Genomic DNA, 11,880 nt, shown 5'->3' on the forward strand with positions numbered 1-11,880 from the left:
CCGGAGCGGGCGCCAGGCGGGCAGGACATGAAATTGCCCGTGTGTCACCGAGAGTCGATTAAAATGGGCACTCCACAGCAAACGGCGTTGCCGCCATTTCCGCGCGACCATCACCAAGCCCATCGATGCCAGCCCACCCGCTCCCTCCCTGCCACCGCGCTTCCAGCTACCGCGTCAGCGCCTGGCTGTGCGGCTGGCTGCTTCTGTTCAGCCTGCTGGGCATGGCGGGCGCGGCGCAGGCAGATCCATTACCCCTGGGCAAGCAAGGCATCCATCACCTGGGCATAGGTGGTCAACTATTTCTCGCCGACAATGAAGCCGCACCTGCCGATGCCGCCGCCCTGCCCGCCTGGCTGGCGCGCCAGCGTCCGGCCGACCAGGTCGACCTGTTCGGTGGCGCCTACTGGCTGCATGCGCAGGTGCGCAACGACAGCGCTGAAACCGCCTGGGTCATCGACCCGAACGACACCCTGATCGACCTGGTGGACGTGCACGTGTATGGCCCCGGGCAGCACACGGCGCCGCAGACCTTGCTGACGGGCTACCAGCGCCCGCACGAGTATTTGTTGCACTACGGCGGGAACGTGCAGCTGGCGCCGGGTGCCACGTATGACATCCTGATCCGCTTTTCCAGCCCGTATTACGCGCGCGCGCCGATGTTCGGCGTGAAGACGCAGCGCGATTACCGCAAGCTGGTGGGCAAGGAAAACTTCCTGATGGTGGCGTCCATCGGCGCCCTGCTGGCGCTGGGACTGTTCAATTTTTTCATTTTTTCCATCACCCTGGAAAAAGCCTCGGCCTATTACACGCTGTACGTGCTGACCTATGGCCTGGCCTGGGCCATGACTTTCCACGTCTTTGCCGACCTGTTCGACTGGCACCAGCTGCAGCTCCATTACGTGCCGTTTTTCCTGCTGCCCGTCTTCAGCACGCTGTTCTACATGCATTTCCTGCGCCTGCGCGACTACTCGCCCCGGCTGCACAGCATCAGCAAGGTCAACCTGGTGCTGCCCTTGCTGCTGCTGCCGAGCTGCTTCTTCGCCCTGTCGTATGCGCATACCCTGGCCACCATCGCCATCAGCATCTGGATGCTGCTGGCGCTCATCTGCGGCATCGTCGTCTGGCGCCGCGGCTACCAGCCGGCGCGCTTCTTCGTGCTGGCCTTCGTCGCCCTGATGCTGCCCGGCTTTCTGATCCTGCCGGCCAACCTGGGCCTGATGCCGGCCATGGTGGCCAACGCCCAGCTGGTGACCCTGCTCGGCGGCACGCTCGACGGCTTGCTGCTGGCCTTTGCCCTGGCCGACCAGATCCGATTGCTGCGCAATAACCTGGAACAGCGCGTGCAGGAACGCACCCTGGCGCTCACCCTCAGCAACGACGCCCTGCTGAAGGCCAAGGAGCACGCGGAAGTGGTCAGCCGCCACCGCATCGATTTTCTGTCGGCCATGAGCCACGACATCCGCACGCCGCTGGCTGGCGTGATCGGCATGCTGAAATTCGCGCTGCGCGACCAGTCCGTGCGCGGGCGCACGCAAGAATACCTGCGCATCGGCCTGCACAACGGCGTGTCGCTCTTGACCATCCTCAACGACATCCTCGATTTCTCGAAAATCGACGCGGGCAAGCTGACCCTGGAAACCGTGGACTTCGACCTGCTGGCGCTGATCGGCGACGCGGCCGGCATCGTGCAGGGCCAGGCCGATGCCAAGAGCCTGCTGCTGCGCCGCGAACTGGCGCTGGACCTGCCGCGCTACGTGCGCGCCGACCCCACGCGGCTGCGGCAAATCCTCATCAACCTGCTGGGGAACGCGCTGAAATTCACGGCCAATGGCGAAGTGCTGCTGGAAGTGCGGCGCGCCCGTACGCCGCCGCGCCAGGACGGCCGCAACGCCATTGAATTCATCATCAGCGATACGGGTCCCGGCATCGACGCGGACACCTTGCCGCGCCTGTTCCAGAAATTCGAGCAGGCCGACCATTCCACCACGCGCCGCTACGGCGGCACAGGCCTGGGCCTGGCCATCTGCAAGGAGCTGGTCGAACTGATGAAAGGCACGATCGGCGTGGAAAGCCGTGTCGGCATCGGCTCGCGCTTCCATTTCACCTTGCCGCTGGAAGACGGCAGCGCGCCGGCGGCCGACGCGCGCCGGCCGACACGTCACGCGCGCCATGCCTGCCGTTTGCGCATCCTGTGCGCCGAAGACGTGCGCACCAACCAGATCATCATCGGCACCCTGCTGGAAGGCATGGGGCATGAGGTGACCATCGTGGAAAACGGCGAGCAGGCGCTGCGCGCGCTGGGTTCTGGCGCCTACGATTGCGTGCTGATGGATGGCCGCATGCCGGAGATGGATGGCGAACAGGCCGCGCGCCTGATCCGCGACGGCGGCAGCGCGCAATTCCCCATTGCCGACGCGCAGATTCCCATCCTGGCGCTGACGGCCAACGCCAGCGAACATGACCGGCAGCGCTACCTGGCGTCCGGCATGGACGACTTCCTCAGCAAACCCGTCGACGAAGCGCTGCTGTTCGAGAAAATCGACGCCATCATCGACTTGCTGCTGGCGCGCGGCCACGCGCTGCCGCCTGCCGTACCCACCGAGGACGATACCCTGGCGCGCCAGTTCGGCCTGGACGACGCCGCCGACGAACCGCCCGCGCCGGCCGATCCCATGACGGCACCCGTGCACATCCTGCCGCTGGCAGGCCTGTCGCAGCAGCACTTGCAGCGCATCGCGCAAGCGTTCCTGACGGAAGCGCCACGGCGCCTGGACCTGGCTTGCCACGCCGTGCGCGATGGCAACGCCAGCGCGGCCGCTGCCGCCTTCCACGCCCTGAAAGGCAGTGCCGGCTACCTGAGCCGCCCCACTCTGCACGGCCTGTGCCACCAGATGGAAACCCTGGCCTCGAACGGCCAGCTCGATAACGTGGAACAGTTTTTGCCGCAGCTGCGGACGGCGCTGGACGTGGCGCGGCGGGACCTGGAAAATCAGCCGGGCGCTTGAGGCATCCAGCCGCGCAACTGCAACCACACCAGCAACAGCTGCGGCCACGCGACCGGTTCGCTGCCCGGCTTGCCCAGGCCCCAGCCATGTCCTCCGCTCTGGAACTGGTGCAGCTCGACGGGCACGCCCGCGCGGCGTAGGGCGGCAGCCATCAATGTACTGTTTTCGGGCGGCGACACGCGGTCATCGAGCGCCTGCGCGATGAAGGTGGGCGGCGTGCGCGCATCGACGTGCAATTCCACCGATAGCGCGTCGCGCGCCGCCTGCGCGGGATGGGCGCCCAGCAGCTCTTTTTTCGCATGCGTCGTGTCGAAGGGCCGCTGCATGGTCAGCACCGGGTACAGCAGCACGGCAAAGTCTGGCCGCGCGGAGACGCCATCCATCGCATCGACAGGCGCATAGCGGGCGGCATCGGGCTGCACGGCCGTCATGCCGGCCAAGTGCGCGCCGGCGGAAAACCCCAGCATGCCGATGCGCGCCGGGTCGATGCCCCACTCGGCCGCGCGCGCCCGGATCACGCGCATGGCGCGCTGGCCATCCTGGAATGGCGCGGCCACCCCGCCGCCTTCCTGCGGCAGGCGGTACACGAGTTCAAACGCCGTGACACCCTGCGTTTGCAGCCAGCTGGCGGCGGGGCCGCTCTCCTTGCCCGCCTCGATATGCGCATAACCGCCGCCGCTGACCAGCAGAATGGCGATACCGTTCGGCTGCGCGGGGCGGTGCGCGATCAGATACGGTTGCTCGACCTGCGTGATGGAGCCCTTGGCACTGTCGCGCTGCGGACCGGGTGCCGCGCCACCGGGCGGCACGCCCGGCCACAGCACAATCGCGCCGGACGGCGCGGCGCCCGCGTGCAGGTGGAGCAGGACCAGGCACGGCAGCATCAGGCGCCGCATGCCTAGAAATCCTTCTCGCCCTGGATCACGGCCGGATAGCCCGTCATGGCACGCGACGTTTGCATGCCCGCCATCACGGCCGCCTCAACGCAGCCCGCGTTGAGGCCCGTCCTGATCCAGTCGCCCGTGAGGAACAGGTTACTGAAGCCCGACTGGTCGGTGGCCAGCCGGTACTGCGTGCTGTCCACCACCGACATCACGTAGCGCTCGGACGGGTCGACGTTGGCGCGCCAGTACTGGCTGTCGAAGCGCGCCGGTCCCGCGCTCTCCTTCGCGTCGACCAGCCATTGCCACGGAAACGCGCCCGGCGCGCCCGCCTCGGACCACAGCGCGCCGATCTCGCGCTCGAGCTGGTGCACGGCGCCCTGCTTCGCCTTGGCCGCGCAGCGGGCGGGAAAGTCCGTATCGGTGACGGGCGGGTAGCTGTCGACGGGGAAGGCGCTGCAAAAGTACGAGACGTTTTTCGGCTCCAGTCCCGCCGGCCAGTCTTCGTGCGCCAGGAGCTGGTCCATCGGCGCCCACGTGTCGTACGGCTCCGTAAATGCCGACAGCACCGGCTGCTGGCCTTTCGGCTGCGTGGTCCAGCCCATCTGCGCCAGGTTCTTGTTGAGCCACACCTGGTAAGCCTGCGTGGCCACGGTTTTCACCTTGTCGGCCGTCAGTTGCAGGGCCGGGCTTTGCGCCAGCAGCTGCGGGCACAGGGCTTGCAGCGAGCCGATGGAAATGCCGAACACCACCTTGTCGAAGTCGACGCCCTTCTTCAATACTGTGGCGGGCAGCGCGCGGCCGAACGCTTGCTGGTATTGCTGCGGCCAGGCGCTCCAGTACGATTCCAGGTTGACTTCCTGCGCCTGCAGCAACGCCGCCTGGGCCGGTTCGATCTGCGTGTAGTCGGGCGCGCTGGGCCAGCAGGCGAGGCCTTTGACGTCCACCAGCGGCGCGTAGCCTGCGGCGGGGTCCTTCAATTGCACCTGCTGCGTGATGCGGATGCTGTCGATGTCGCCCGCGCCCGGCACCAGTTCTTCCACGCGCTGGAAGAATTTGAATTCCACGCCCCTTTTCTTCAGCACTTCGTACATCGGCGTAAAGATGGTGTCGCCCATGCCGGCCTGCATCTTGAACATGATGCCGCCCTTGTAGGCCAGACCGATGCGCGCCATCGAGCGCAAGAGCGTCCCCGCCTCGATGTTCGGCTTGGAAAAATCGCCGCCCTCGTAGGCAAACACCAGGTCGTAAAAGCCGCGCACGGGCGCCGAATTGATGCTGAACTGCTCGTCGCCGCCATGCTTGCGCAGCCAGGCGCGGAAATCGATGTCGTTGATGACGTCAAAACCGTTCTTGAACACGCCATCCTCGAACATGCCTTTCATGACCGTGATGCCCAGGTCCAGGCAGGTGAACAGGCGGCGCAATTCGTCGTCGCCATCGATCAGGGCCCGGTAGCGCAGGCGCAGCCACGCGCGGATGCCGTTCAGGGTGCTGGCCAGCAGCTGGTGGCGGGCCTGGTCGTGGCGCGTGGAATCGGGCGCCAGATCGGCCACCAGCGCCACCAGCGCGCCGACGGACAAGCCCACGTCGAGTCCCAGTTCATCGGCCTGCCCCACCACTTCATCGGCCAGGCGGCGCAGCCAGCCCGGCCACACGCCTTCGCCTTGCGATGCGCTGGCGCGCACGATGCGCGCATCGGCGTCCGCCACTTGCCGGATCTGGCGTATCCACTGCTCGATCCAGCCCACCATGGCGATGGCCATCTGCCACAGGGTGATGTCTTCGCCGCCCTCGCCCGGCTCGCCCGGCAAGGTGGGAAAGACGATGGACCAGTTGCGCCACTGCCCCTTGACGTCTTCCGACAGGGCCACGTAATCGTGCTGTTTGAATGCGTCGCGCCAGGTGGCCAGCGGCGCGCCGGGCGGACGCTCCAGGCTCGCATACGCTTCCTTGATCATCTTGAAAGCGTTCGCGTAGAAGCCGAACCAGATGTGCAGGCCGTGTTCCTCGATGCGCTGGCCCGCTTGCGCATTGCGCCCGCTGGCGCCCTTGCCGCCCAGGCGCCAGCCCAGCTGGTAGACGGTGATCGTGTGCTGGTTCTGCCAGCCCGGCTGGTTCGTCAAGTAATACGCGGTGGTCATGGCCGCCACGCCGCCGCCGAGGATGGCGATCTTTTCCGGCGCGATGCGGGAATTGTCGACCAGCTCCTCGCCCGGCATGGCCGTGAAATCGAAGTTCACATTGAACGGTAAAATCGCCGTTTGCGGTCCCAGCTGCAAGCCCAGGGTCTGGTCCAGCGGGAAGCTGTCAAACGCATGCAGGGTGCATTCGTATTCATAACCGAGCAGGCGCGCGCTGTGCAGGCGGTTGATCTCGGCCGGCGCGGCCACGAGTGCCTGGTACACGGCTTTCACGCCCGCGCTGTCGGGGAATTGCTTGAGGAAAATCTGGTCGATGCGCGGGTTGCGCAGCAAGGACAGAATATCGGCCCAGCCAGCCTGGTCCATGTCGAAGAAATCGGGAATGGAGAGGAAAATCTGGAATGCCTGCTCGATGAGTTCCAGGAAACTGTTGACGGGCTTGTGCGGCCCCGTCTGCACGGTGGCGTTGACTTCCAGCAACGGGTGCAGCGCCAGTTTTGTTTCTGGCGAAAAATGCTGGAAACCCTTGGCGGCGACGGAACAGCGCAGCGGCTCGCTGCCGGCGGCGGGAATCTCGTATTCGCACAGATATTTCGGATAGCCGAACAGCTCGCGCCCGTTGATCAGGGCCATCGCGTCATCGACGAAAATATGGCATGGGTACCAATAGATATGCGCGAGCTTGCCCTGCTCATCCATCTGGCCGACCATGATCCAGGTGACGATATCGACTTCCGTGATCCAGCCCTTGGCCTGGTCGACGGGGTTGGCGGAGTCCGCATGGTTGACGCGCGTAAAAGTCAGCATCACATACGGCGACAGGGCTTTCAGGGTCATCTTGCTGCCCGCCACCTGGTTCAAGGTGGTATTCACCGTGGCCTGCAGTTTGGCCAGGTCGCCCTTGACGAAATAGCCGTACATTTCCGACTGTTTCAGTTGCAGCGGCGAGTGCATCATCACCGAGCCGCCCTGATAGATATACGAAGGTCTTGCCAAAGGTTGCGCCGTCATTGCCCTGCCCCCAATTAAAGTTTCAGACAAACAAGATTGCTACAGTGTATTTCAGAAAGAGCATTGCATGATATGAAATAAATTAAAGGATTTGCCAAGATGCATAGCTTGGACTTGCGCACGGCAGCCGGGGCAAGCCCATGCCATCGGGTGTACGATGAAGCCTCTTGAGCGTTACGAGCACCATGCCATGGCAATGATTACCACCGATTACGTTTCTACTTATTCCGGCAACCGTTTTTATCCCTTGCGCCCGCATATCGACAAGGTCGCCATCGAGGACATCGCCCACGGCCTCGCTTACCAGTGCCGCTTCAATGGACAGACGCAAGTGTTTTACTCGGTCGCCCAGCACAGCCTGATCGTCGCCGAACTGGTGCCGCCTCATTTGCGCCTGTCCGCCCTGCTGCACGACGCGGCCGAAGCCTATCTGGGCGACATGGTGAAACCCTTGAAAGTGTTGCTGCCGGAATTTGCCGTGCTGGAAGACAAGGTCAGCGCCATCATCGCCGCCACGTATGGGCTGGATTTTTCCGATTACGCGCCCATCAAGCGTGCCGACCTGATCGCGTTGGCCACGGAAAAGCGCGACCTGATGCCGCACTCGGCCGAACGCTGGGCTTACCTTGACGGCATCGCCCCCTTGCCCGGTATAATCGAAGCCATGGGTCCGGCCGAAGCCAAGCAGCGCTTCCTGCATGCCTTTGCCCAGCTGGGCGGGCTTGGACTTGCCGCATGAATGCTACGGCCCTGCCTCACGAACGGGCGCTAAGCCCCGGTTTTTGCACGGCTTTTTTAGATATCCACAGCAACTGTGGATAAAGTTGTTGATAAGCCCCTCTTGACAAGCCGCAACACCAGTATTGATGCGGGTTTCAACAATTTGCTGATTTCACAGGCAATTTTTTACCCCAATGAAATCAATGACTTGCAATCACGAATTTGCGCTGGAGCAAAGTTACTTCACCGCCATGAAAATATATTTTGCTGTGCATAAGCAATCCTGGCGCCAGGCCGTCTTGCTTGAACAGCATTGTTTTGACAAACCCCGTAGACTGGCATAGTGTGGAGTAGCAAGCACGATCAACGGTGGATAAACGCATGAACATGGATAGCGATAGTGCCGCCAAGGGGGCGGACGAACCGGACTGGCTGGTCGATGAACCGCTGGAACGGGCAAACGCGGCGGCGGAGCCTGCCACCGCGGCGCCATGGCGCGTGCTGATCGTCGATGACGATGTCGACGTGCACGTGGTGACCAAGTTCGCCCTCAGCCAGGCCAGCTTCCAGGGACGCAGGCTGAGCTTTTTGCACGCCTATTCGGGCGCCGAGGCGCTGGCTTTGCTGCGCAGCACATCCGATATCGCCGTGGTGCTGCTCGATGTGATCATGGAAACTCAGGATGCCGGGCTGCAAGTGGCGCGCCAGATCCGCGAAGATCTGCACAACAGCGCCGTACGCATCATCCTGCGCACGGGCCAGCCCGGCCAGGCGCTCGAGCACCGCATCATCATCGACTACGACATCAACGATTTCTGGTGCAAGACCGACCTGACCACGCGCAAGTTGTTTACCACCGTGATCGCCTCGCTGCGCACCTACGCCACCTTGCGCGAAGCGGAGCAGCAAGTCGCCGAACTGGCCGCAGCCCTGGCCCAGTGCGGCAGCACGCCAGCGGCGCCGGCCGGCGGCACGCCCTGAACACGGCCGCTACTTTCAGTCATAAAACAAGAGCACTGGATAGGCATACAGGCTTGTGGCATGCCCCATTTTGGCCCATCTTGCCGGCCCATCGCATGTGCCGGGCGGCCCCAATTTCCTAAGTGGCGGATTGTTAAGCGCTTTTTCAGATATCCACACGGACTGTGGATATCTTTGTGGATAAGGGCCTATTGACAGCCCTCAAAGCCACAGCCCGTGCGGCTTTCAATAAACTGCTCAATCAAACAGCAAAAATAAAATCCATTAAAATCAAGCACTTGGAAACTCACACATAATCACGGGAAAATTATTTCAGCAATTTCGTTAACCCATCATTTGTGCATAACTGAGCCGTAATGATCAATCCGACAACACCGGGCTAACGCTGCCGGCAACACAGTTGCCATGCGGATACTCAATGCACAGTCTGGCGGCGCTGCTCCGGATGCAGCAGCACGCGCTCGATCAGCTCGGGGGAGACATTGTATGACTTCAGGTATTCCAGCGCGCACAAGGTGCTGAAGGCTGCCTGCACGGCGATGCCCAGATTGACGATATCGCACATCTTCTGATCGACGCGGGCATGCAGCGCCACGGGTTTGACGGGCATGTGCAAGGTTTCTTGAGAACTCAGCATGATGAATGACTCCTGCGGAAGGTAGACATGGCGGGACATGGCGGCGGAGAACGGCGCCGGGATGGCAGCGAGGAAGAGTGACAGCGAAAGTATTGCCGAAAAACGCGCGATGTCAATGCCAGGCAGTTATTCCGATGCAGTTTTTTTCTGATACACAAGGCCGCACGCCTAAGGCAGATCAAACGCAGCGCCTGTCGCCGGCCTAGTATGGACTGGCTGCCATCACGCGGCGTTGACACTGCATGGATGAGGAGACACGACATGAATACAACACCCGATCCAGCCAAAAATCCCGGCGACATCGCCCCTCCCGGCACCCCCGGCACCGGTGAAAACGTTTGCACGCATTGCCAGGGACGGGGCGCCAGGGCAGATGGCCAGCCCTGCCCCATGTGCGGCGGCACGGGCGTGGTCATCGCCGGCATCGGCGGGGGCTGAGAACACCTATCAAAACCTACTGCGCGTCGTAATTTGCGGTCTGCGATGCTCACTGTACCTTCGTACAGTTGCGCTTCTCAACCGCAACTTACTTCCGCTCGCTACGGTTTTGTTAGATGTTATAAGCCACGCCAGCAATTATGTATGGACATAAGCATGGACAAGGCTAAGCAGGCACGGCGATAATCAGCCATGCCCGCACCTTCCACGCTTCCGCCCGACCTGCCCCGTCCGCAACCAGCTTCGCTTGCCGACCTGTTCTTCTCGTTCACCTGGCTGGCCCTGCAGGGCTTTGGCGGCGTGCTGGCCGTGATCCAGCGCGAAATGGTCGAGCGCAAGCGCTGGCTGACGCAGGAGGAATTCCTCGAAGACTGGGCCGTGGCGCAAATCATGCCCGGGCCGAATGTCGTCAACCTGTCACTGATGGTGGGCGGGCGCTATTTCGGCTTGAAGGGTGCGCTGACGGCGCTGGCCGGCATGCTGGCCGCGCCCCTTGTCATCGTGCTCGTGCTGGGCGTGCTGTACACGCGCTTCGGCGACAACCCGCAAATGGCGGGCGCCCTGCGCGGCATGGCGGCCGTCTCGGCCGGCATGATTGCCGCCACAGGCGTGAAACTGGCGACCGCGCTGACCAAGCATCCGCTGCCCCTGTGGCTGACCTTGTCCATCACCGTGCTCGGTGTGCTGATGGTGGCGATCTTGCGCTGGCCCCTGCTGTACATCCTGCTGGGCCTGGGCGGCATCGGCTGTCTGCTCACCTATCGAAAGCTGTCCCCATGAATCCGCCCTTGCAACTGGTGTTGAGCACGGGCGACTGGCTGAACCTGTTCGGCCACTACCTGATGCTGTCGCTGATGTCGATCGGCGGCGCCATTTCCACCACCTCCGAAATGCACCGTTTCCTCGTCGAGCAGCACGGCTGGCTGACCCAGGCGCAATTCAACGAGTCAATCGCCATCGCCCAGGCCGCGCCCGGCCCGAACGTGCTGTTCGTCGCCCTGATGGGCTGGAACGTGGGCATGAACGCTGGCAGCTACACTGCCGCCTACCTGGGCGTGTTCATCACCATGGTGGGCATCATGCTGCCCAGCACCACCCTCACCTACGTGGCGGCCCAATGGGGCTACCGCAACCGCGACCTGCGCCCCGTGCGCGCCTTCAAGCAAGGCATGGCGCCCATCGTCGTCGCCCTGCTGATTTCCACGGGCATGATTTTGGGCGGCGCCAACCATGATATCCGCACGGACTGGCCCCTGTGGAGCCTGTCCATCGTCACCGGCCTCATCATCTGGCGCACGAAAATCCATTTGCTGTGGCTGCTGGCGGCCGGTGCCGTGCTGGGCTGGTTCCAGCTCGTCTGACCTTACACGGCCAGGTGCCGCTTCACGTCCTCGCCATCCATCTGTTCCGCCTTGCCGCTGGCGACGACACTGCCGCGCGACAGGACGATGAATTCATCGGCCAGCTCGCGGGCGAAATCGAAATACTGTTCGCACAGCACGATGGCCATGTCGCCGCGCTGTTTCAACAGGCTGATCACGCGGCCGATATCCTTGATGACGGAGGGCTGTATGCCTTCCGTCGGCTCGTCGAAGATGATCAGCTGCGGCTCGGCCAGCAGGGCACGGGCGATGGCCAGCTGCTGCTGTTGCCCGCCAGATAAATCTCCGCCGCGCCGCTGCAGCATCTCTTTGAGCACCGGAAACAGCTCATACACGTGGGGATCGATGCGCGACGCTTGTTTGCCCCGCTTCACCGCCATGCCCATCAGCAAGTTTTCCTCGACCGTCAGGCGCGCAAAGATATCGCGCCCCTGCGGCACGTAAGCGATGCCCAGCTTGGCCCGCGCATGCGGCGTCAGCTTCGTGATGTCGCGTCCCTGGAACGCCACCTTGCCCTGCGCCACGGGCAGCACGCCCATCAGGCATTTGAGCAAGGTCGTCTTGCCCACGCCATTACGCCCAAGCAAGGCCAGGCACTCGCCCTTGCGTGCCGACAGGTTGATGCCGCGCAAGGTGTGCGAGGAGCCATAGTATTGATTCAATTGCTCGACTTCCAGCATA

General features: G+C 63.1%; 10 protein-coding genes. 6 read left to right on the top strand and 4 right to left on the bottom strand.

Features of this window, described 5'->3' with window-relative positions:
• Window positions 1-125 precede the first annotated feature (125 nt).
• Complete coding sequence (locus MRBLMS1_RS04475; RefSeq protein WP_485878074.1) at window positions 126-3,005, top strand: hybrid sensor histidine kinase/response regulator; 2,880 nt, start codon at window positions 126-128, stop codon at window positions 3,003-3,005.
• On the opposite strand, the gene MRBLMS1_RS04480 is transcribed toward MRBLMS1_RS04475, so the two are convergent.
• Window positions 2,990-3,901: an alpha/beta hydrolase gene (locus MRBLMS1_RS04480; RefSeq protein ID WP_485878076.1), complete on the bottom strand. Its 912-nt coding sequence runs from the start codon at window positions 3,899-3,901 to the stop codon at window positions 2,990-2,992. The two genes, MRBLMS1_RS04475 and MRBLMS1_RS04480, sit on opposite strands and share 16 nt — an antisense overlap.
• A gap of 2 nt (window positions 3,902-3,903) precedes the next feature.
• A complete protein-coding gene (locus tag MRBLMS1_RS04485; RefSeq protein WP_485878078.1) occupies window positions 3,904-7,041 on the bottom strand; it encodes an NAD(P)-binding protein in 3,138 nt (1,045 codons plus the stop codon).
• 190 nt (window positions 7,042-7,231) lie between these two features.
• On the opposite strand from MRBLMS1_RS04485, the gene MRBLMS1_RS04490 reads away from it, so the two are divergent.
• On the top strand, window positions 7,232-7,780 hold the full coding sequence (locus MRBLMS1_RS04490; protein ID WP_139089791.1) for a phosphohydrolase: 549 nt from the start codon (window positions 7,232-7,234) through the stop codon (window positions 7,778-7,780).
• A gap of 362 nt (window positions 7,781-8,142) precedes the next feature.
• Window positions 8,143-8,742, top strand: coding sequence for a response regulator (locus tag MRBLMS1_RS04495; protein WP_485878080.1), 600 nt, complete (start codon window positions 8,143-8,145; stop codon window positions 8,740-8,742).
• Window positions 8,743-9,157: 415 nt separating this feature from the next.
• On the opposite strand, the gene MRBLMS1_RS04500 is transcribed toward MRBLMS1_RS04495, so the two are convergent.
• Complete coding sequence (locus MRBLMS1_RS04500) at window positions 9,158-9,379, bottom strand: hypothetical protein (protein WP_485878082.1); 222 nt, start codon at window positions 9,377-9,379, stop codon at window positions 9,158-9,160.
• A 261-nt stretch (window positions 9,380-9,640) separates the two neighbouring features.
• On the opposite strand from MRBLMS1_RS04500, the gene MRBLMS1_RS04505 reads away from it, so the two are divergent.
• The 3 genes from MRBLMS1_RS04505 (at window position 9,641) to MRBLMS1_RS04515 (ending at window position 11,178) form a co-directional block, all read left to right on the top strand.
• Window positions 9,641-9,817, top strand: a complete 177-nt coding sequence (locus MRBLMS1_RS04505; protein ID WP_189396513.1) for a hypothetical protein — start codon at window positions 9,641-9,643, stop codon at window positions 9,815-9,817.
• A gap of 192 nt (window positions 9,818-10,009) precedes the next feature.
• A complete protein-coding gene (locus MRBLMS1_RS04510) occupies window positions 10,010-10,597 on the top strand; it encodes a chromate transporter (protein ID WP_034756758.1) in 588 nt (195 codons plus the stop codon).
• Entirely contained in the window at window positions 10,594-11,178 is a 585-nt protein-coding gene (locus MRBLMS1_RS04515) for a chromate transporter (protein ID WP_072452948.1), read from the top strand. The genes MRBLMS1_RS04510 and MRBLMS1_RS04515 overlap by 4 nt, the downstream gene beginning before the upstream one ends.
• A 2-nt stretch (window positions 11,179-11,180) precedes the next feature.
• On the opposite strand, the gene urtE is transcribed toward MRBLMS1_RS04515, so the two are convergent.
• Window positions 11,181-11,879 carry an urea ABC transporter ATP-binding subunit UrtE gene (gene urtE, locus MRBLMS1_RS04520; protein ID WP_485878083.1) on the bottom strand — a complete coding sequence of 233 codons (699 nt, stop codon included), beginning with the start codon at window positions 11,877-11,879 and terminating at the stop codon, window positions 11,181-11,183.
• Between the last annotated feature and the right edge of the window lies 1 nt (window position 11,880).

The sequence above is a fragment of the Massilia sp. LMS1-1-1.1 genome (genome assembly GCF_040815535.1).
In the GTDB taxonomy this organism is placed as follows: domain Bacteria; phylum Pseudomonadota; class Gammaproteobacteria; order Burkholderiales; family Burkholderiaceae_D; genus Janthinobacterium; species Janthinobacterium aestuarii.

Excerpts from the sequence above, each read along its gene's own strand:
- MRBLMS1_RS04475 (WP_485878074.1), top strand. The coding sequence starts at position 126 with ATGCCAGCCCACCCGCTCCCTCCCTGCCACCGCGCTTCCAGCTACCGC.
- MRBLMS1_RS04480 (WP_485878076.1), bottom strand. The coding sequence starts at position 3,901 with ATGCGGCGCCTGATGCTGCCGTGCCTGGTCCTGCTCCACCTGCACGCG.
- MRBLMS1_RS04485 (WP_485878078.1), bottom strand. The coding sequence starts at position 7,041 with ATGACGGCGCAACCTTTGGCAAGACCTTCGTATATCTATCAGGGCGGC.
- MRBLMS1_RS04490 (WP_139089791.1), top strand. The coding sequence starts at position 7,232 with ATGGCAATGATTACCACCGATTACGTTTCTACTTATTCCGGCAACCGT.
- MRBLMS1_RS04495 (WP_485878080.1), top strand. The coding sequence starts at position 8,143 with ATGAACATGGATAGCGATAGTGCCGCCAAGGGGGCGGACGAACCGGAC.
- MRBLMS1_RS04500 (WP_485878082.1), bottom strand. The coding sequence starts at position 9,379 with ATGCTGAGTTCTCAAGAAACCTTGCACATGCCCGTCAAACCCGTGGCG.
- MRBLMS1_RS04505 (WP_189396513.1), top strand. The coding sequence starts at position 9,641 with ATGAATACAACACCCGATCCAGCCAAAAATCCCGGCGACATCGCCCCT.
- MRBLMS1_RS04510 (WP_034756758.1), top strand. The coding sequence starts at position 10,010 with ATGCCCGCACCTTCCACGCTTCCGCCCGACCTGCCCCGTCCGCAACCA.
- MRBLMS1_RS04515 (WP_072452948.1), top strand. The coding sequence starts at position 10,594 with ATGAATCCGCCCTTGCAACTGGTGTTGAGCACGGGCGACTGGCTGAAC.
- urtE (WP_485878083.1), bottom strand. The coding sequence starts at position 11,879 with ATGCTGGAAGTCGAGCAATTGAATCAATACTATGGCTCCTCGCACACC.